We start from the raw sequence: 18,585 nt of genomic DNA, 5'->3' as shown, positions 1-18,585 counted from the left end.
TTTCATTCATCGGATTCACTTTCCGCCTTGTTGCCCCGGTCTCCCGCGGCGACTCCGGAACTGTACGGGGACGGGCCCGCCACATGCAAATCGCCCCCGCCCGGGTATCCGGACGGGGGCGATCCATGGCTCACGGGCCGTCAGTCGGACGGTCAGACGCGGCCCATCTCCTCGGCGATCGCCGCCGCGAAGGCGTCGATGTCGGCCTCCGTGGTGTCGAAGGAGCAGACCCAGCGCACCTCGCCGGTGTGCTCGTTCCAGAAGTAGAAGCGGTAACGCTTCTGCAGGCGCTCGCTCACCTCGCGCGGGAGGATCGCGAAGACCGCGTTCGCCTGGGCCGGACGCACGACCTCGACGCCGTCGATCTTGCGGACGGCCGCCTCGAGCCGGCTGGCCATCGCGTTGGCGTGGCCTGCGTTGCGCAGGTAGAGGTCGCCGGAGAGCAGCGCCTCGAACTGGACGGAGACGAAGCGCATCTTCGACGCGAGCTGCATCGAGGTCTTGCGCAGGTACTTGATGTTGCGGACCCGCTCGGGGTTGAGCACCACCACGGCCTCGCCAAACATGAGGCCGTTCTTCGTGCCGCCGAAGGAGAGGACGTCGACGCCCACGTCCGTGGTGAAGGCGCGCATCGGCAGGCCGAGGGAGGCGGCGGCGTTGGACAGGCGGGAGCCGTCGACGTGGACGAGCATGCCCAGCTGGTGGGCGTGCTCGGTGATCGCGCGGATCTCGTCGGGGGTGTAGAGGGTGCCCAGCTCGGTGCTCTGGGTGAGGGAGACGGCGAGCGGCTGCGCGCGGTGCTCGTCGCCGAAGCCCCACGCCTGCCGGTCGAGGAGCTCGGGGGTGAGCTTGCCGTCCGGGGTGGGGACGGTGAGCAGCTTGATGCCGCCCATCTTCTCGGGTGCGCCGCCCTCGTCCACGTTGATGTGAGCGGTCTCGGCGCAGACCACGGCGCCCCAGCGCGGGAGCAGGGACTGCAGGGCGACGACGTTGGCGCCGGTGCCGTTGAAGACGGGGTACGCCTCGGCCTTGTCGCCGAAGTGGCGGCGGAAGACGTCCTGCAGGTGCTCGGTGTAGTCGTCCTCGCCGTAGGCGACCTGGTGGCCGTCGTTGGCGAGGGCTATCGCGGCGAGGATCTCCGGGTGGATACCGGAGTAGTTGTCGCTCGCGAAGCCGCGCACGGCGGGGTCGTGCCGCCGTACCGCGTCCGTGCGGGTGGGGTCGGTCATCGGGCTGTCAGCCACAGGTGCTGTCCGTTCAGTTCTGCTGCGGGGCGGTCCCAGAGGCCCGCGAGGTGGTCGGCGAGGTCGGCCGTGTCGGTGAAGCCGGCGAACTTGGCCTCGGGCTTCTCGGCCCGCATCTCGGGGCTGACCAGCGCCTTGATGACCAGGATCGCAGCCGCGGCGGTGGGTTCGCCGTCCGGGGAGGTGGTCTCCTTCTTGAAGGAGTCGGCCATGGCGAGGGTCCACGCCTCGGTGGCGGCCTTGGCGGCGGCGTAGGCGGCGCCGCCGGCGGTGGGCTTGTGCGCGGCGGCGGCGGAGATCATCGCGTAGCGGCCGGCCTCGCTGCGGACCAGTGCGGGCTGGAAGGCGAGGGAGGTGTGCTGGAGGGTGCGCACGACGGTGTCGTGCAGGAAGTCCCAGTCGTCGAGGCGGCTGTCGAAGAAGGTCTTGCTGCCGCGCCAGCCGCCGACGAGGTGGAAGACGCCGTCGACGTGGCCGTGCTCGGCCTCCAGGTGGTCGGCCCAGTCGTGGACCTCCTGCGGGTCGAGGAGGTCGATGACCTGGCCGCTGACCTTCGCTCCGCGCACGGCGACGCGGGTGGCGTCGAGGGCGGACTCCAGGCGCTGGGCGTCGATGTCGGCGCCGACCACGGTGGCGCCGGCGGAGGCGAGGCGGCGCAGCACGGCGCGCCCGGCGGGGCCGCTGGCGCCGGCGACGGCGATGACCTTGCCGGCCAGCTCGGTGGAGGGGGACGTGGTCACGCGGCGGCTCCCTGGATTCCGGTGCCGGTGATACCGGCGGTGGCGGCGATGACGCCGCCGAGCTTCTTGGAAAGGGCCTCGTAGAACATGCTCAGCGGGAACTCGTCCGGGAGCACGGCGTCGCACAGCGCCTTGTTCAGGGCCTTGCCGTCGGTGATGTCGAGCGGCAGTGCCTCGGGGCCCTTGGCCCAGTTCGAGGCGGGGTGCGGGGTGAGGTAGCGGGAGACGAGTTCGTAGGCGGCGATCCAGTGGGCCGGCTTGGGCCGGTCGATGCCGTCGCGGTAGAGCGTCTCGATCTCGGCGCAGAGCGCGTTGGTGACCTGCGGGGCGCGTTCCCAGTCGATGCTGAGGCGGTTGTCGCGCCAGCGCAGGGCGTCGTGCTTGTGGAGGTAGGCGAAGAGGAGCTGGCCGCCCATGCCGTCGTAGTTGCGGACGCGGTCGCCGCTGACGGGGAAGCGGAAGAGGCGGTCGAAGAGGATGGCGTACTGGACGTCGCGGGCGTGGGGGTTGCCCTCGGTCTCCAGCTGCACGGCCTCCTTGAAGGTGGTGAGGTCGCAGCGGAGCTCTTCGAGGCCGTACATCCAGAACGGGCTGCGCTGCTTGATCATGAAGGGGTCGAACGGCAGGTCGCCGTGGCTGTGGGTGCGGTCGTGGACGAGGTCCCACAGGACGAAGGTCTCCTGCGCGCGCTGCTGGTCCTGGAGGAGGCCCTCGGCGTCGGCGGGGATGTCGAGGCCGAGCTGGCGGACGGCGCTGGTGGTGACGGCGCGGAAGCGGGCGGCCTCGCGGTCGCAGAAGATGCCGCCCCAGGTGAAACGTTCCGGCGCCTTGCGCACGGCGACGGTCTCGGGGAAGAGGACGGCGGAGTTGGTGTCGTAGCCGGCCGTGAAGTCGGTGAAGGTGATCGGCACGAACATCGGGTTGTCGAAGCGCGAGCTCTCGAGCTCAGCCAGCCAGTCGGGCCAGACGACGCGCAGCAGGACGGCTTCCAGGTTGCGGTTGGGGTTGCCGTTCTGGGTGTACATCGCGAAGACGACGAGGTGCTCGAGCCCGTCCTGGCGCTGGTCGGCGGGCTGGAAGGCGAGCAGGGAGTCCAGGAAGTCGGGCTCCCGGTAGCCGGTGTCGGCCCATTTCGCGAGGTCGCTGTCGACGGCGGCGAGGTAGGCGGCGTCGTGGGGGAACAGGGGGGCCAGTTCCGCGACGGCGGCGCGCACGGTGGCGACCAGGGGGTCGACGGTGTGCCGCTGGACGGTGGACAGGTCGATGGAGCCGTCCTTGGACTGCAGCGGGCGCAGTGCTTCGACGGCTTCCTTCAGGCGCAGCCAGGCCGGGTGGGTGGCGAGGGTCGAGACCGGGGCGTCGGCCGCCGTAGCGAGCCTTGGCGAAAGATTCTGCATCGTGGACTCACTTCGACAGGAGTTATTTCGACGAGGACACCATAAGTACGAAAGGTTCTCCTGTTCAAGAGGGGTCGGACGGACAATGCTCCGGCGCGGCGCCCGTGAGGCCGTGAATCGTCCTGTGGGAGGGGGCCGGGGCGGGGCCCGTTACGCCGACCATGCCGCGTGCGGTGGGCCGCCGCCACCGGGGGAAAGCGAGGAGAGGTGACCGCTCGGGCGTGCGTGGCGGGGGTTCACCACGGCGGTCACCACAGTGCGCCCCCGTACGCGCCCTGGCCCGGCCAAGGCCCCGGCGGTGATCGTGGACGCAACGACCGCCCCGGGAGGTTTCCGTTGCACGGACCTGTCCTGGTCAACTGGCTCCTCGCCCTCCTCACCGCCGCCGCCGGGACGCACTGCCTCGCCCGGCTGCGGCGCTCGCCCTGTCCGGTCGTCGCGCCCGGGCGCCTGGCCCGGGAGTCGGATGCGGCCGAGGCGCTGATGGGGCTCGGCATGGCCGCGATGGCCCTCGCGGGTGCGACCGTGCCGGCCGCCGTGTGGGCCTGGATCTTCGGCCTGCCGGCCGTCGCGTTCCTGCTCGCCGCCCTCCACGCCCCGGCGGGTCGCGCCCATCGGCTGCACCACGCGGTGGGGGCGCTCGCGATGACGTACACGGCGCTCGCGATGGCGGCCTCCCCCGGCGGCCACCACCACGCGGCCGCCTCCCTCGGCACGCCGGTGCTGACGGGACTGCTGCTGCTCTACTTCGGCGCCTACTCCCTGCGCACCGGCACCCGCCTGCTGCGCACGCCCTCCGGGTCGCTCGCCGTGGGCACGGCGGGGCTGCCGCAGGCGTGCCGGCTGACGATGGGGATCGGCATGTTCGCGATGCTGCTGACCGTGTGAGCTGACCGTGTGAGGGGCCGCCGGGCTCCGGGTGCCGCCGCCGGGCAGCGGGTCCGGGCCGGCTGGAGGTGGGTACGCCAACGGCCGTTGTGGTGCGTGGCGTTGGTCACTGGGGCGTCGAAAGCCGTTCCACCGGGCGTCGCCGACGCATAGGTTGGCGGGGAGCGCGCTGTCGCGTTCCGTGCGTACTCGGGGAGCCCCTGCCATGACTGCCCTGATCGGCCTGCTGCTGCTCGGACTGCTGCTCTCGACCGCCGTGCCCCGGCTGCTGGCCCGGGCGCGTTGGGTGGAGCGTGAACCGGTGCTGGCGCTGCTGGTGTGGCAGTGCCTGGTGGTGGCGGTGCTGCTGTGCTGTGCGCTGGGTCTGCTGCTGGCCGCCTCCGCCGCGATGCCCGAGCTGCGCGCCCTGGTGTTCACGGGGGCGCCGCACGGGGTGGAGGCCGCGTACGGGTTGCAGGACTCCGAGGGGTGGGGCCGGCTGTCGGCCGCGGTGCTGGCGGCGGGTGCGCTGCAGACGGTGCTGGCGCTCACCCGGGAGGTCCGGGCGGCGAAGGCGACGCGGGCCCGAAGGCATGCCCAACTGGAGAGTCGGGCGCCGGAGTTGCCGGAGTCGATCGAGGCCGCCCGCGGCCGCCGGGAGCGACTGGTGGTGCTGGAGAGCGTACGGCCGGAGGCGTGGTCGCTGCCGGGGCCGGACTCCCGGCTGGTGGTCACCACGGGTGCCATGCGGCAGCTGACCGACCGGGAGCTGGCGGCGGTGCTCAGCCATGAGCGCGGGCACGTGCGGGCGCGGCACCACTGGCTGCAGCAGTTCGCCCGGGCGCTCGCCTCGGGCTTTCCCGGTGTCGGGGTGTTCCGGGAGTTCCGGGACCAGGTGGAGGAGCTGGTGGAGCTGGCGGCCGACGACCGGGCCGCGCGGCGTCACGGCCGACACACCACCGCGCTGGCGCTGGCCGAACTGAACCTGGACCGCGGGGTGTTCGGGTCCTGTCCGCCGGGGCTGGCGCAGTCGCCGAAGCGGGTGGACCGGCTGCTCGCCGGCCGTCCGCGGCTGACCGTCCCGCACCGGCTGCGGCTGACCGTGGTGGCGCTGTGCGCCCCGGCGGCCGCCGTCCTGCTGGCGGTCGCGCCGGGGCTCGGCTCTCTGCTCTGACGAACGTCGGAAGCCGGGGGCCGGGAAGCCGGCGGACCGTCAGCCGGAGCAGCCCTTGGGCGCCGGTGCCTCGGCGAGGGTGCGTCCGAGTACCTCGCGGTGCAGCGGCCGGGCCAGCTCGTAGCGTTGGCGTCCGCTCTCGGTGAGGGTGATCACGACGCCCCGCCGGTCGAGTTCGCACATCGAGCGGGTGACGAGCCCGTGCTTCTCCAGCCGGGCGATCAGCCGGGAGAGCGCGCTCTGGCTGAGGTGGACGGTGGGGGCGAGGTCGCTGACCCGTAGGTTCGGGCCGTTCTCGCCGCACGCCTCCACCAGGCGTTCCAGTACCTCGAACTCGCTCATGCCGAGCCCGTACTTCTCCCCCAGTTCGCGGTCGAGCGCGCAGGAGGTGGCGGCATGGCGGGCGAGCAGGTCGCGCCACTGCGCGACGAGGGCGGCCTGAGCCGGGGAGTCGAGTCCAGCAACGTCGAGTTCAGCCACCCCGCCACGATAGCACATGCACATGAATCTTATGCGTTCACATCTAATTCATTTGCATTTGATGCACGTGCATGTACTGTCCTCCCCATGACCACCGCGACCGTCACGTCTCCCGACGCCTCGTCAACCAGCGTGCAGAGCTGGACACCCCGCCTCTGGGGCACCCTGATCGTGCTCTGCGCCGCCATGTTCCTGGACGCCCTGGACGTCTCCATGGTCGGCGTCGCCCTGCCGTCCATCGGCTCCGAACTGCACCTGTCCACCTCGACCCTCCAGTGGGTGGTCTCCGGCTACGTGCTCGGCTACGGGGGCCTGCTCCTGCTCGGCGGCCGCGCGGCCGACCTCCTCGGCCGCCGACGCGTCTTCCTCGTCGCACTCGGCGCCTTCGCCGCCGCCTCCCTGATCGGCGGCCTGGTCGACGACGGCGCCCTGCTGATCGGCGCCCGCTTCCTCAAGGGCGTCAGCGCCGCCTTCACCGCCCCGGCCGGCCTGTCGATCATCACCACGACCTTCGCCGAGGGCCCCGCCCGCAACCGCGCGCTGTCCATCTACACCACCTGCGCCGCCTCCGGCTTCTCGCTCGGCCTGGTGCTCAGCGGTCTGCTCACCTCGGTCGGCTGGCGCTGGACCTTCCTGATGCCCGTCCCCGTCGCGCTGCTGGCCCTGGTGTTCGCCGTCCGGCTGCTCCCCCGCCCCGTCGAGGAGCGCCGGAACGGCGGCTACGACGTGCTCGGCGCGATCACCGGCACCGCGGCCGTGCTGCTGCTGGTCTTCACCGTCACCGAGGCGCAGGGCGCCGGCTGGCTGAGCGCGCGCACCCTCGGCTCGCTCGCCGCGGTCGCCGTCCTGATCACGGCCTTCCTGATCACGGAGAGCCGCGCCGCCCACCCGCTCGTGCGGCTCGGCATCTTCCGCAACGGCGCGGTCGCCCGCGCCAACATCGTCACCTTCGCGATGGCGGGCGCCTACGGCGGCTTCCAGTTCGTCGTCACCCTCTACCTGCAGCACCTGCTCGGCTGGTCCGCCCTGCAGATGGCGCTCGGACTGCTGCCGGCCGGCGCGCTGATCGCACTCTCCGCCCCGTTCATGGGCCCGGTCATCGACCGGTTCGGCCCGAGCCGGCTGCTGCCGGTCGGCCTGCTCTCGCTGACCGTCGCCTTCGCACTGTTCCTGCGGCTGGACGCACACAGCTCCTACCCGGTGCTGGTGCTGCCGTCGATGCTGCTGCTCGGCGTGGGCTTCGCGCTGGCCTTCCCCTCGGTGAACATCGCCGCCACCAACGGCGTGGCCGACGAGGAGCAGGGGCTGGCCTCCGGCCTGGTCAACACCGCACTGCAGGTGGGCACCGCCGTCGTCCTGGCCGGCGCCACCGCGATGATCACCGCCGGCAGCGCGGGCGGCGACAGCCCGCAGGCCCAACTGGACGGCTACCGCCCGGCGCTGGTGCTCGTGACGGCGGTCGCGCTGCTCGGTCTGGTCATCGCGACCCTGGGCGCCCTGGTGGACCGCCGCCGCGGTGGCGGGGCCGCGCCGGAGCGCCACTATGATGAGCCCTCGATCGAGGCCGACCAGGCCCCGGCCCTCTCCGCGGCGCGGACCGAGGTCCTCTCCAACTCCTGAGCGGCGAACGCCCGTTGACCGACCCCCGGTCGACGGGTGGGGCGTGAACGAGCAAGGGCGTGTCTTTCGGATCAGCCCGCCCGGCGTGATCCGAAGGACACGCCCACGGGCGCCGGCTCCACCAAACCCCCGTGTTGGTGGAGCCGGCAGTCTTCGTGCGGCCGACCGCCCGGGAGCGCTTCCGCGGTCCGCCCGCCGGCTCCGCCAGTATATTGGCCCGGAGCCAACGAACGTTCGGAGCTGACACGATGGCACCTCGCGGGGATTCGGTCAATGAGGAGATGCGGCAGCGCTCGCGGCGGCGCATCATGCGGGCCACCGTCGAACTCGTTGACCAGCGCGGTTACGCGGGCACCACGCTGACCGACATCGCCGAACGGGCCGGACTCGCACGCGGGTTGCTCTCGTACTACTTCGACGGCAAACGGCTGCTCATGCAGTCCGCCACGCACCGGCTGATGCACCAGGCCCTGGCCTCGTCACTGGCCGAACTCCCGCCCTGTTCCTCGCCGGAGGCCCGCCTGGCCCGCGCGATCGACGCCGTGCTCACGCTCGCCCTGGAGCATCCCCGGGTGATGCGCTCCCACCTCGCGCTGATCCTCGACCCGGACACCGGCGCCTTCGTCCAGGACCCGGAGCAGCAGCGCCTCGGCGCGATCCTCCAGGGCCTGCTGCTCGAATGGGGCGCGCCAGACCCGATCGCCGAACACGCGGTGCTGCGCAGCGCGTTGATGGGCGGCTGCATCGGGGTACTGCTGCCCGGGGCCGAGCTCTCCCTGGCGCCGATCCGGGCGGACCTCTTCCGCCGCTACGACCTCCCCTGGGAGCTGGGCGTGCCGCCGCAGGCCCAGCCCCCGGAACGCGAACGGCCGCCGGCCCGCGGCTGACGGCGGGTGGGCGGCTGCGAGGTCGGTGAGCCCGAGGGGGCTCAGCGCTCCTTCAGGATCGAGGCCAGCAGGTCTATCGTGCGCTCGGGCGTGAGGCTGTCCACGCAGAGCCGCTCCATGACCTGGACGTACGCGTCGACGTCGTCGCGCTTGTCGAGGTAGAGCGCGCTGGTCAGCTGCTCCAGGTAGACCACGTCGGCCAGGTCCTGTTCGGGGAAGCGCAGGATGCTGAACGCCCCGGACTCGCCCGCGTGCGCGCCGAAGCGGAACGGCATGACCTGGATGACCACGTTGGCCTGCTCGGCGACGTCGATCAGGTACTGGACCTGACCGCGCATCACCTTGGGCCCGCCGACCGGCCGGCGCAGCGCCGCCTCGTCGATCACGGCCCACAGCCGCGGGCTGGTGCCCTCGGTCAGCAGCTTCTGACGGCGCAGCCGCAGGCTCACGCGCCGTTCGATCTCCTCGTCGGAGATGACGGGCCGACTCTGGCCGAAAACCGCCCGTGCGTACTCCTCGGACTGCAGCAGTCCGGGAATGAACTGCACCTCGTAGGTGCGGATCAGCTGGGCGGCCTCCTCCAGGCCGACGTACGTCTGGAACCAGCCCGGCAGGACGTCGTTGAAGCTGTGCCACCAACCGGACTTGTTGGCCTCGCGGACGAGTCCGAGCAGGGCCTCGCGCTCCAGGCCGTCCTCGACGCCGTAGAGGCTGAGCAGGTCGGCGACGTCGCGCTCCTTGAAGCTGACGCGGCCGAGCTCCATGCGGCTGATCTTGGACTCCGAGGCCCTGATCGCGTAGCCCGCGTCCTCGCGGGTGATGCCGCGCGCCTCCCGGAGGCGGCGCAGCTGCGAGCCGAGGAGGATTCGGCGGACCATCGAGCCGCCGCCCGGCTGAACTGTGGTCATGCGGTCCAAACCTCCACGTAGGGCAAACAGCGCACAGTCTGCCATCAGTTGAGCGCTCACGGTGCCGATACTGACGGATGTTCCTATCAGTTCCGTACTATCCGCACCAGGATGCACGTGCAAACGGCGCTTGCATATGCCAATAGTGCGACTGCACGTGAATCGACTCTTGCATCTGCAGTGAGCGCACACCACCATGGTGCACGTGCACCTGCACATCCCTGGCAATCCCGCGGGCTCCGCGTCGACCCCACGCGCGACTCCGTGCACCCGGCCGACGGCGTCCCCCGCGCCGGCGGGCGTTCGAGTGCGCGCGCGCCTGGGCGTCGAGGGGGCGGCCGAGCGGCCGAGCGAGTCGGAGGTGACCGGCATGACCCCGGCGGGTCCAGCCGTGTCCGCCCCCTTATGGGAGGAGCTCTTCATGAGCACCGGTACGGCTTTGGCGGTTGACCCCCTTGTGGTCACCTGTACGCTCGCACCTCGCTACGAAGCTGTCAGAACCGCGCGCGACTTCGTCAGAACCGCTCTCGACCGCTGGGATCTGACGGAACTGTTCGACGATGTCGCGCTGGTCGCCTCGGAGCTGGTCACCAACGCGCTTCGGCATGCGATCGGCGCACGGCCCGACCCTGCGGGCGGTGCCCTGGGCGAGGTCGACTTTCCCATACAACCGACGCCCGAGGGGCGGTTGCCGATCCGAATAAGCCTGGTCCACCGCGCCCCGCAGGTGGTGTGCGCGGTCAGCGACCCGAGCAACGTCGGCCCGGTGGCCCGGGAGGCGGACTTCGTCGCGGAGTCCGGCCGCGGGCTGCACCTGGTCGAGTCGTTCAGCCGCTCCTGGGGCTGGCACCCCCTGGGCAGCGGCAAGGTGGTCTGGGCCATGTTCGAGGCGGAGCCAGCGAGCGGCTCCGAACTCGGTGGACGACACCGCCGTTCGGCCTAGGCCGACACCGCGGCACCGCCGGACGCGCAGCCGTCCGAGGTGCGGACGGTCGTGGCGAGGCCCCGGGAGGACCACACCCCGGGCGCCCTGGGACTCCCTGCCCGAACGCCCCGATCGACCCGTACGCACTGCTCCACCTGTACGTCGTGCTCGACCCGCGTGCGCGGAACGGTCCGCACGCACCGCCCCGGCTTGGCCCGCCGCCCTTCGGCGCGGCGCGAGGCGCCCGGGCGAGGACCCCGTAACGAGTTCCGGACGGGGTTCCGGACAAGACAAAGGCCGTCGTGGTGTCAGCACCCACGACGGCCCCCAGATGATCGGGCAGCAGCGGCCGTCAGACCGCCAGGTGGTCGAACTCCCCGTCCTTGGCCCCCAGCAGCAGGGCCTCGATCTCGGCCCGGGTGTAGATGAGCGCCGGCCCCTCCGGGAAGCGCGAGTTGCGCATCGCGACCTCGCCGCCGGGCAGGGCCGCGAACTCGACGCAGTTGCCCTGGGAGTTGCTGTGCAGGCTCTTCTGCCAGACCACCCCCTGGAGTTCGGTGGCGGCCATCCCGTTGTAGGGGCCGTAGGAGCCGTGCTTGTTCTGCGAGTCGTGCATAGAAATCTCCCGAAGAGATCCGGAGTTGTCGTCCAGCGCGGCGCTCCCGGCACCCGCCGAACGAACGGACCGGCCCCGTACCGGCCCGGCACAACGCCTCACTTGACGTGATGATAGCCGCAGTGCACGTGCATCAGCACGGGACATTGCAGGTGCACAAGCCCTTTCACCGGCAGCCGCGAACTCTTCACGGACCCTTCCCCTGACGGTGCGTAAACGGACATACGCGATTGAATCGGGGGCGGCCCGGCCACCGACCGTGAGCATCCCTCCGCTGAATGTTGATCTTCGGACGCCCCGAGTCGCACCACCGTGACCCTGTGTCAGACCCGTTCGTCCACACATCCGGGCTGTGAAACACATCACTCGCCCCAGGTGCAACGCCCGACCCCTGCGGCCGCGTCAGACGTCTATGGCCCCGGTCGCGGGACCCGTGGCGATTCGTCCGTTTTGGAGGCGTTCCTCCCTGAGCGGTCGAGGCGGGCGCGCGGGCCGGCCTACGAGCTCCCAGGTGGCGCGTACGGCAGCCGACTGCGGGCCTGACGGGGCGATGTCCTACGATCTCCGGCATGAGCACCGCAGCCATCCCGGGCGCGCCACTGCCCGTCCGTACTCCAGGCTCCCGTGCGCGGGGGCGCCACCGCCGTCCCGAGCGCCCCGAGATCCCCACCGGCAGCCCGGCCCTGGTGCTGGCCGTGCCCGCGACCGCAGGGCCCGATTCCCGCTCCGTCGTCGAGGAACTCCTCTCGATCGTGCGCAGCGAGCAGAACGGCGTCCAGACGGCCGTCGGCTACCTCCCCGGCGAGGGCACCCAGGCCGAGGGCGAGCACACCGTCGCCGAGCTGCTGGCCTCGGCCGCCGAGGCGGGCCTGCCCACGCCCGTCGTGGTGCCGCTGGTGCCGGGCGCGCACGGATTCCTGACCGACCTGCACGCCGTCGCCGCCGAGTACGGCGCGAGCGTGACCGACGCGCTCGGCCCGCACCCGCTGCTGGCCGAGGCCGTGCACGTGCGGCTGTCCGAGGCCGGGCTGGCCCGGGCCGACCGGGCGCGGCTGTTCGCCATCGCCACCGCCGCGGACGGGGTCGTGCTGACCGTCGTCGGCGGCGAGGAGGCGGCGGCCGCCGCGGGCATCACCGGTGTGCTGCTCGCCGCGCGCCTGGCCGTGCCGGTCGTCGCGGCCGCGCTGGACGTGCCCGGCTCGGTGGCCGGCGCCGTCGAGCACCTGAAGGAGACCGGCTCCCAGCGCCCGGCGCTGGCCCCGCTGGTGATCGGCCCGGAGGCGGACTCCGAGCTGCTCGCCGCTGCCGCCGAGGAGACCGGCTGCCCGTCGGCGGCCCCGCTGGGCGCGTACCCGAGCGTGGGGCAGCTGATCGCCTCCACCTACCTGGCCGCGCTGCCCGCGCCCTCCCCGGAGGCCCTGGCCGAGGCCGAGGCGGCCGCGGAGCCCTCCCAGGGCTCCCGTGGCGCCCACGCGGCCGCCCAGGCGCCCGTGGAGGGCTGAGAGTCCGCGACAAGCCCCTCGAAGGGGGTCCGGAACGGCCGAAAGCCGTTCCGGACCCCCTTCCGCATTTCCGGCGCCGGTGAAGACCACCGAAGTCGACCGAAGACAGCCGAGGACAGTCGAAGTCGGATGAGGACGGATGACGGCGGATGAAGGCGGCCGGAGGGCGTGATGTCCGTTCTGGTCTCTTTTGTCGATGAATACGGGAAATGATCCGGCGCCCGCATCGTGGACGCTCCCCCGGCGCGAAGGGCGCTCCCCCGCCGCGCTCCGACACTCCGTCACTCCCGACCTGAGGCGGAGCCAGTTCCGGGAATTCGACGCCACCTTGCCGATAAACGATCATTTCCGATCTTGAAATGCACCCATTCGGCAATTTCCGATTCCCCGTGATGCGCATCACAGCTATTTGCGGATTGAAGTTCGGTCTGCTTAACGTGCTCCCCGTTCGTAACCACACGGACCCAGTTCATCCGCGACGCCGAGTCCTGCCGTCGGATGTCCTGGCAGCGCGAAACGCACCACGGCAGGAGCGGGGGAACCAGGTAAGTCGCCCTCGGCCGTTCTCCGGAACGGCCAGGGGCTAGGGGTGAAGCCGCGCAGCGCGCGGCCGGGCAACTCCAGCCCGAATCCGACAGCTCACCTCGCAGGCGTAGGAGAGGACCGCGTCTTCATGCTGCCCACCAACGGCACCCGCCTGTCCAGCCGCACCCGTCGCGTGATCGCCGCCCTCGGCGTCGCGGGCGTCGGCCTCACGATCCCCTGCCTCACCACCACCACCGCCTCCGCAGCCTCCGTCGCCACCTGGGACAAGGTCGCGCAGTGCGAGAGCAGCGGCGACTGGAGCATCAACACCGGCAACGGCTTCTACGGCGGCCTGCAGTTCACCTCCAGCACCTGGGCCGCCTTCGGCGGTACCTCGTACGCCCCGCAGGCCAACCAGGCCACCAAGGACCAGCAGATCGCCATTGCCGAGAAGGTCCTCGCCTCGCAGGGCCCCGGCGCCTGGCCCGTCTGCTCCGTCCAGGCCGGCCTGACCAAGGGCGGCGGCGCCCCGGCCGTCGACACCTCGGCCGCCAAGCCCGCCACGCCCGCCGCGAAGCCCGCCACCCCGGCCGCCCCCGCGCAGGACCAGGCCCAGGCGCAGACCCAGGCCCCGGCCCAGGGCGGCAAGGGCGCCTGGGCCCAGAAGAAGGCCCAGCCGCAGGCCCCCGCCGCGCAGGCCCAGCAGACCCCGCAGGCCGCCCAGGGCGACTACACCGTGGTCGACGGCGACTGGCTGTCCGCCATCGCGGACAAGCACAACGTGCACGGCGGCTGGCAGCACCTGTACGAGCTCAACCGCTCCACCCTCACCGAGGGCCCGGACACCATCTACCCGGGCCAGAAGCTCAACTTCGACGAGGCCGGCACCGCCGCCCAGTCCGGCTCGGACTTCTCCTGGTTCGACCGCTCGCAGAAGTCCGGCTCCTCGAACGGCGGTTCCTCGAACGGCGGTGCCGTGAACGCCAAGCCCGCCGCCCAGCAGCAGGCTTCCAAGCCGGCCGCCCCCGCCCAGCAGGCCCCGCAGGCCCCGCAGACCCAGGCCGCCACCGGCAGCATGGCCGCCGCCGTCTCCTTCGCCCAGTCGAAGGTCGGCCAGGCGTACGTCTACGGCGGCACCGGCAACGGCGGCTGGGACTGCTCCGGCCTGACCCAGGCCGCGCTGCGCGCCGCGGGCATCTCCGTCCCGCGCGTCGCCGCCGACCAGGCCGCCGCGAGCACCCACGTCTCGCTGGACAGCCTGCAGCCGGGCGACCTGCTGTTCTGGTCCAACAACGGCCAGGACTCGGGCGTCTACCACGTCGCCATCTACATCGGCGGCGGCAAGTACGTCGAGGCCGCCAACCCGTCCTCGGGCGTGCGCGTGCAGACCGTCGCCAACTGGGCGCCGGACTTCGCCGGCCGCGTCTGACGAACAGCGGGCGCACGGCGGGCGCACGGCGGCCGCGCACCGCGCGGTGAAGCGCTGAAGAGCCCCCCGGGGAGAGTGCGGTCGCTCTCCCCGGGGGCTTCGGCATTCGCATGGTCAAACCCCGGGCCAACGGGCATGCTGCTGCTCTGCACCCGAGGAGGAGTCACCATGGCCCAGGTCACCGTCACGCTCGACGCCAATCTCGCGATCGACGTGATGATGCTCGCCGGTACCAAGAACCCTCAGGACGCCGTCGAACTCGTCCTTCGCGACTACCTGGCCCGAGGCCGCCGCACCGAGACCCGTACCGGCGAGGGCGCGGACGGCCACCGGCTCACGGTCGACCGGGACCGCCCCACCGCCCAGGAGGGCTGAGCAGGGCTGAACACACGGCGGGAGGGCCCCGGAGAGCAACCGCTCTCCGGGGCCCTCCCGTACGCCGTCCTGTGGGCCTTCCCCTGCCGGGGGCTCAGCGGGTGCGCGCCCCCGTGGAGCCGCGCATCACCAGCTCCGGCTGGAAGACGAACTCCCCACGCTGGGCGGAGTTCCCGCCGACCTCCTCCAGCAGCGCGTCCACCGCCGCCGTGGCCATCGCCTCGACCGGCTGGCGGATCGTGGTCAGCGGCGGGTCGGTGAAGGCGATCAGCGGCGAGTCGTCGAAGCCGACCACCGAGACGTCCTGCGGCACCGAGAGGCCGCGCTGGCGCACCGCCCGGATCGCCCCGAGCGCCATCATGTCGCTGCCGCAGACGATCGCCGTGCAGCCCTTGTCCAGCAGCGCTCCGGCCGCCGCGTGCCCGCCCTCCACGCTGAACAGCGTGTGGTGGACGAGCCCCGCGGCCTCCTCGGCGCTCAGCCCCAGCACCTCGCGCATCGCGGCGGTGAAGCCCTCGATCTTGCGCAGCACGGGCACGTACCGCTGCTGGCCTATCGCCAACCCGATGCGCTCGTGGCCGAGTTCGGCCAGGTGCTGGACGGCCATCCACATCGCGGCCCGGTCGTCGGGCGAGATGAACGGCGCGTCGATCCGCTCGCTGAAGCCGTTGATCAGCACGAACGGGACGCCGCGCCCGGCGAGGCGGGCGTAGCGGTCGTGGTCGGCGGTGCTGTCGGCGTGCAGGCCGGAGACGAAGACGATGCCCGCCACTCCCCGGTCGACGAGCATCTCCACCAGTTCGTCCTCGGTGGAGCCGCCCGGCGTCTGGGTGCAGAGCACCGGGGTGAAGCCGTGGCGGCCGAGCGCCTGCTCGATCACCTGCGCCAGGGCGGGGAAGATCGGGTTGCTCAGCTCGGGCGTGATCAGTCCGACGAGTCCGGCGCTGCGCTGGCGCAGCCGGGTCGGCCGCTCGTAGCCGAGCACGTCGAGGGCCGCCAGCACGGTCTGCCGGGTGGCGGCCGAGACGTTCGCCTTGCCGTTGAGTACGCGGGAGACGGTGGCTTCGCTGACCCCCGCCTGCGCCGCGATGTCTGAGAGTCGCGCCGTAGTCACGGGCCCAGAGCCTATTGCACCCACGTCAGACCGCCCACCAGCCGGTGCTGTCCGGTGCGAGGACCGTCTCGCCGCCGTCGACCGCCAGGTCGGTGGAGCCGAGCAGCAGGTCGCCGGGGGCGGGCAGGCGCACGGGCTGCCCGGTGGTGTTGACGGTGCAGACGAAGGTGCCCCGGCGGAAGGCGAGCACGCCCTCGGGGGCGTCCAGCCACTCGACCTCGGTGCCGGCGCCGAGTTCGGGCCGGGAGCGGCGCAGGGCGAGGGCGCTGCGGTAGAGCTCCAGGGTGGAGGTCGGGTCGCCGGTCTGGGCCTCGACGCTGAGGTGGGCCCACTCGGCGGGCTGGGGCAGCCAGGAGGGGCCGCCGGCGGCGGGGCCGAAGCCGTACGGGGCCTCGGTGCCGGACCAGGGGATGGGGACGCGGCAGCCGTCGCGGTAGCCGTCCTGGCCGGCCTGGCGGAAGAAGGACGGGTCCTGGCGGACCTCGTCGGGCAGGTCGGTGACGTCGGGCAGGCCGAGTTCCTCGCCCTGGTAGACGTAGGCGGAGCCGGGCAGGGCGAGCATCAGCAGGGTGGCGGCGCGGGCGCGGCGCAGGCCGAGGGCGCGGTCGCCGGGGGTGCGGATCTGGGTGCCCAGGCCCGGCTCGTTGGCGAAGCGGGTGGCGTGGCGGGTGACGTCGTGGTTGGAGAGCACCCAGGTGGTGGGGGCGTCGACGGGGCGCATGGAGTCGAGGGAGAGGTCGATGACCTCGCGCAGTGCGGCGGCGTCCCAGTCGGTGCCCAGGTACTGGAAGTTGAACGCCTGGTGGAGTTCGTCGTGGCGCACGTAGTTGGCGGTGCGCTGGACGGTCGGGGTCCAGGCTTCGGCGACGCCGATGCGCTCGCCGGGGTACTCGTCGAGGATCTGGCGCCAGCTGCGGTAGATCTCGTGGACGCCGTCCTGGTCGAAGAAGGGCATGACCTCGTTGCCGAGCAGCTTGAGCTGGTCGGCGCCGCCGAGGTCGGGCAGGCCGGGGGCCTTGACGAGGCCGTGGGCGACGTCGATGCGGAAGCCGTCCACGCCCATGTCGAGCCAGAAGCGCAGGATGGAGCGGAACTCGTCGGCGACGGCGCGGTTGTCCCAGTCGAAGTCGGGCTGCTCGGGGGCGAACAGGTGCAGGTACCAGTCGCCGGGGGTGCCGTCCGGGTTCTCGGTGCGGGTCCAGGCGGGGCCGCCGAAGATGGACTCCCAGTCGTTGGGCGGCAGTTCGCCGTTCTCGCCCTTGCCGGGGCGGAAGTGGTAGCGCTCGCGCAGCGGGGAGCCGGGGCCCTCGCGCAGGGCGCGCTGGAACCACTCGTGCTGGTCGGAGGAGTGGTTGGGGACGAGGTCGACGATGATGCGCAGGCCCAGGGCGTGGGCGTCGCGGATGAGGGCGTCGGCGTCGAGGAGGGTGCCGAACATCGGGTCGACGGCGCGGTAGTCGGCGACGTCGTAGCCGGCGTCCGCCTGCGGGGAGGCGTAGAACGGCGAGAGCCAGACGGCGTCCACGCCGAGGTCGCGCAGGTAGGGCAGGCGGCTGCGGACGCCGGGCAGGTCGCCCATGCCGTCGCCGTTGGAGTCGGCGAAGCTGCGCGGGTACACCTGGTAGATGACCGCGTCCCGCCACCAGCCTCTGGGCGCGCCGGCGTTCGCCTCGTGAGCGGTCGCGTCGGCGGCGGGCCGGGAGGTGTCGGCCAGGTTCTGGGTCATGGACGGTATCCCTCGGGGATCGGAGGAGTGCTGGGCGTGCGGGTTCGTCGCGACTCGGTGCGTAACGGCTCGGTGCGTAACGACTTGCTGCGTCACGACTCGGTGCGTCACGACTTGGCGGCGCCGGCGGTCAGGCCGGTGACGAGGTGGCGCTGCACCAGGTAGAAGAAGGCGGCGGAGGGGATGGCGATCAGCACGGCGGTCGCGGCCATCAGGTTCCACTGGGCGTCGTGCTCGCTGACGAAGGTCTGCAGGCCCACGGCCAGCGTGTACTTGTCGGAGCTGAGCATGAAGGTGGAGGCGAAGGGCACCTCGGCCCAGTAGGTGAGGAAGGAGTAGAACGCGGCGACCGCCAGGCCCGGGCGGGCCAGGGGCAGCACCAGGCGCCAGAAGGTGCCGAAGGGGGTGAGTCCGTCGACGCGGCCGGCCTCGTCGATCTCCACCGGGATGGTGTCGAAGTAGCCCTTCAGCAGCCAGGCGCAGTAGGGCACGGTGGTGGTCGAGTAGACCAGGATCAGGCCCAGGTAGCTGTCCAGCAGGCCGAGCGAGGAGAGCATCGTGTACATCGGCACGATGAGCACGGCGATGGGGAACATCTGGGTGAGCAGCAGCGACCACATCAGGGGCCGGTGTCCGGGGAACTTCATCCGGGAGACGGCGTAGCCGGTGGTGGCGGCGAGCAGGACGCCGAAGACGGTGGTGACGCCGGAGACCAGCAGGGCGTTGCCGAACCAGGTGAAGAAGTCGGTGTCGAACAGCACGTGCTGGTAGTTGGCGAAGGTGATCTTGTCGAGGATCTTGCCCGGGTGGAGGTAGTCGTTCTTGTCCGGGCCGAGGGAGACGAACAGGATCCACGCCACCGGGAAGAGCGCGATCAGTCCGGCGGTGATCAGGACGCCGTGGGAGAGGGCGCGGGCCAGGGGGCTGCTCTCGCCGCGCCGGCGGTGCCCGGCGGGCCGGGTGGCCGGGGCCTTCGCCGGTGCGGGGGCGGGGAGTTCGGTGGTGGTGGTCATGGGCGTTACCTGCCTTCGTCTGCCTTCGTGTGCCTTCGTGTGG

17 protein-coding genes and 1 riboswitch are annotated in these 18,585 nt (G+C 71.9%); of the genes, 8 read left to right on the top strand and 9 right to left on the bottom strand.

The window, feature by feature from the left end; genetic code table 11:
• Positions 1 to 152 precede the first annotated feature (152 nt).
• From IH61_RS0117740 to IH61_RS0117730, 3 genes are read right to left on the bottom strand one after another with little or no spacing between them, the layout of a single operon-like run.
• Positions 153 to 1,229 carry a threonine aldolase family protein gene (locus IH61_RS0117740; RefSeq protein ID WP_031070792.1) on the bottom strand — a complete coding sequence of 359 codons (1,077 nt, stop codon included), beginning with the start codon at positions 1,227 to 1,229 and terminating at the stop codon, positions 153 to 155.
• Positions 1,226 to 1,984, bottom strand: coding sequence for an SDR family NAD(P)-dependent oxidoreductase (locus IH61_RS0117735; RefSeq protein ID WP_031070790.1), 759 nt, complete (start codon positions 1,982 to 1,984; stop codon positions 1,226 to 1,228). Before IH61_RS0117735 ends, IH61_RS0117740 begins: the two co-directional genes overlap by 4 nt.
• Positions 1,981 to 3,381 carry a DUF6421 family protein gene (locus tag IH61_RS0117730; protein WP_031070789.1) on the bottom strand — a complete coding sequence of 467 codons (1,401 nt, stop codon included), beginning with the start codon at positions 3,379 to 3,381 and terminating at the stop codon, positions 1,981 to 1,983. Before IH61_RS0117730 ends, IH61_RS0117735 begins: the two co-directional genes overlap by 4 nt.
• A gap of 336 nt (positions 3,382 to 3,717) precedes the next feature.
• On the opposite strand from IH61_RS0117730, the gene IH61_RS0117725 reads away from it, so the two are divergent.
• Positions 3,718 to 4,269, top strand: coding sequence for a DUF5134 domain-containing protein (locus IH61_RS0117725; RefSeq protein WP_031070786.1), 552 nt, complete (start codon positions 3,718 to 3,720; stop codon positions 4,267 to 4,269).
• Positions 4,270 to 4,474: 205 nt separating this feature from the next.
• Positions 4,475 to 5,422, top strand: a complete 948-nt coding sequence (locus tag IH61_RS0117720; RefSeq protein ID WP_031070784.1) for a M56 family metallopeptidase — start codon at positions 4,475 to 4,477, stop codon at positions 5,420 to 5,422.
• A 39-nt stretch (positions 5,423 to 5,461) separates the two neighbouring features.
• On the opposite strand, the gene IH61_RS0117715 is transcribed toward IH61_RS0117720, so the two are convergent.
• Complete coding sequence (locus IH61_RS0117715) at positions 5,462 to 5,902, bottom strand: MarR family transcriptional regulator (protein WP_234327225.1); 441 nt, start codon at positions 5,900 to 5,902, stop codon at positions 5,462 to 5,464.
• Between the two features lie 87 nt (positions 5,903 to 5,989).
• Between IH61_RS0117715 and IH61_RS0117710 the strand changes: the two genes are divergently transcribed.
• On the top strand, positions 5,990 to 7,522 hold the full coding sequence (locus IH61_RS0117710) for an MFS transporter (RefSeq protein WP_031070779.1): 1,533 nt from the start codon (positions 5,990 to 5,992) through the stop codon (positions 7,520 to 7,522).
• A gap of 281 nt (positions 7,523 to 7,803) precedes the next feature.
• Positions 7,804 to 8,409 carry a TetR/AcrR family transcriptional regulator gene (locus IH61_RS0117705; RefSeq protein WP_234327224.1) on the top strand — a complete coding sequence of 202 codons (606 nt, stop codon included), beginning with the start codon at positions 7,804 to 7,806 and terminating at the stop codon, positions 8,407 to 8,409.
• Positions 8,410 to 8,450: 41 nt separating this feature from the next.
• Here IH61_RS0117705 and IH61_RS0117700 read toward each other — a convergent pair whose 3' ends face one another.
• Positions 8,451 to 9,317: a helix-turn-helix domain-containing protein gene (locus IH61_RS0117700; protein WP_031070776.1), complete on the bottom strand. Its 867-nt coding sequence runs from the start codon at positions 9,315 to 9,317 to the stop codon at positions 8,451 to 8,453.
• Positions 9,318 to 9,738: 421 nt separating this feature from the next.
• Between IH61_RS0117700 and IH61_RS0117695 the strand changes: the two genes are divergently transcribed.
• Positions 9,739 to 10,260 carry an ATP-binding protein gene (locus IH61_RS0117695; RefSeq protein WP_037972959.1) on the top strand — a complete coding sequence of 174 codons (522 nt, stop codon included), beginning with the start codon at positions 9,739 to 9,741 and terminating at the stop codon, positions 10,258 to 10,260.
• Between the two features lie 334 nt (positions 10,261 to 10,594).
• Here IH61_RS0117695 and IH61_RS0117690 read toward each other — a convergent pair whose 3' ends face one another.
• Positions 10,595 to 10,858, bottom strand: a complete 264-nt coding sequence (locus IH61_RS0117690) for a DUF397 domain-containing protein (RefSeq protein WP_031070771.1) — start codon at positions 10,856 to 10,858, stop codon at positions 10,595 to 10,597.
• Positions 10,859 to 11,427: 569 nt separating this feature from the next.
• On the opposite strand from IH61_RS0117690, the gene IH61_RS0117685 reads away from it, so the two are divergent.
• From IH61_RS0117685 to IH61_RS0117670, 3 genes are all read left to right on the top strand, one after another.
• Positions 11,428 to 12,360 carry a hypothetical protein gene (locus IH61_RS0117685; protein WP_234327223.1) on the top strand — a complete coding sequence of 311 codons (933 nt, stop codon included), beginning with the start codon at positions 11,428 to 11,430 and terminating at the stop codon, positions 12,358 to 12,360.
• 500 nt (positions 12,361 to 12,860) lie between these two features.
• A riboswitch (cyclic di-AMP (ydaO/yuaA leader) is annotated at positions 12,861 to 13,026 on the top strand.
• 7 nt (positions 13,027 to 13,033) lie between these two features.
• Positions 13,034 to 14,314 (top strand): transglycosylase family protein, encoded by a 1,281-nt coding sequence (locus IH61_RS49960; RefSeq protein ID WP_063763217.1) that lies wholly within the window; start codon positions 13,034 to 13,036, stop codon positions 14,312 to 14,314.
• A 168-nt stretch (positions 14,315 to 14,482) separates the two neighbouring features.
• Positions 14,483 to 14,689, top strand: coding sequence for a hypothetical protein (locus tag IH61_RS0117670; RefSeq protein WP_031070764.1), 207 nt, complete (start codon positions 14,483 to 14,485; stop codon positions 14,687 to 14,689).
• 94 nt (positions 14,690 to 14,783) lie between these two features.
• Here IH61_RS0117670 and IH61_RS0117665 read toward each other — a convergent pair whose 3' ends face one another.
• The 3 genes from IH61_RS0117665 to IH61_RS0117655 form a co-directional block, all read right to left on the bottom strand.
• The gene (locus IH61_RS0117665; protein ID WP_031070762.1) at positions 14,784 to 15,803 is read right to left on the bottom strand and encodes a LacI family DNA-binding transcriptional regulator; all 1,020 of its coding nucleotides are present in this window, start codon (positions 15,801 to 15,803) and stop codon (positions 14,784 to 14,786) included.
• Positions 15,804 to 15,828: 25 nt separating this feature from the next.
• Positions 15,829 to 17,529 (bottom strand): glycoside hydrolase family 13 protein, encoded by a 1,701-nt coding sequence (locus IH61_RS0117660; protein WP_031070760.1) that lies wholly within the window; start codon positions 17,527 to 17,529, stop codon positions 15,829 to 15,831.
• A gap of 107 nt (positions 17,530 to 17,636) precedes the next feature.
• Entirely contained in the window at positions 17,637 to 18,542 is a 906-nt protein-coding gene (locus tag IH61_RS0117655; protein WP_031070758.1) for a sugar ABC transporter permease, read from the bottom strand.
• Positions 18,543 to 18,585: the final 43 nt, after the last annotated feature.

The sequence above is a fragment of the Streptomyces sp. NRRL WC-3742 genome (assembly GCF_000720635.1).
Taxonomy (GTDB): Bacteria; Actinomycetota; Actinomycetes; order Streptomycetales; family Streptomycetaceae; genus Kitasatospora.
This window is presented reverse-complemented; position numbering and strand designations above follow the sequence as displayed.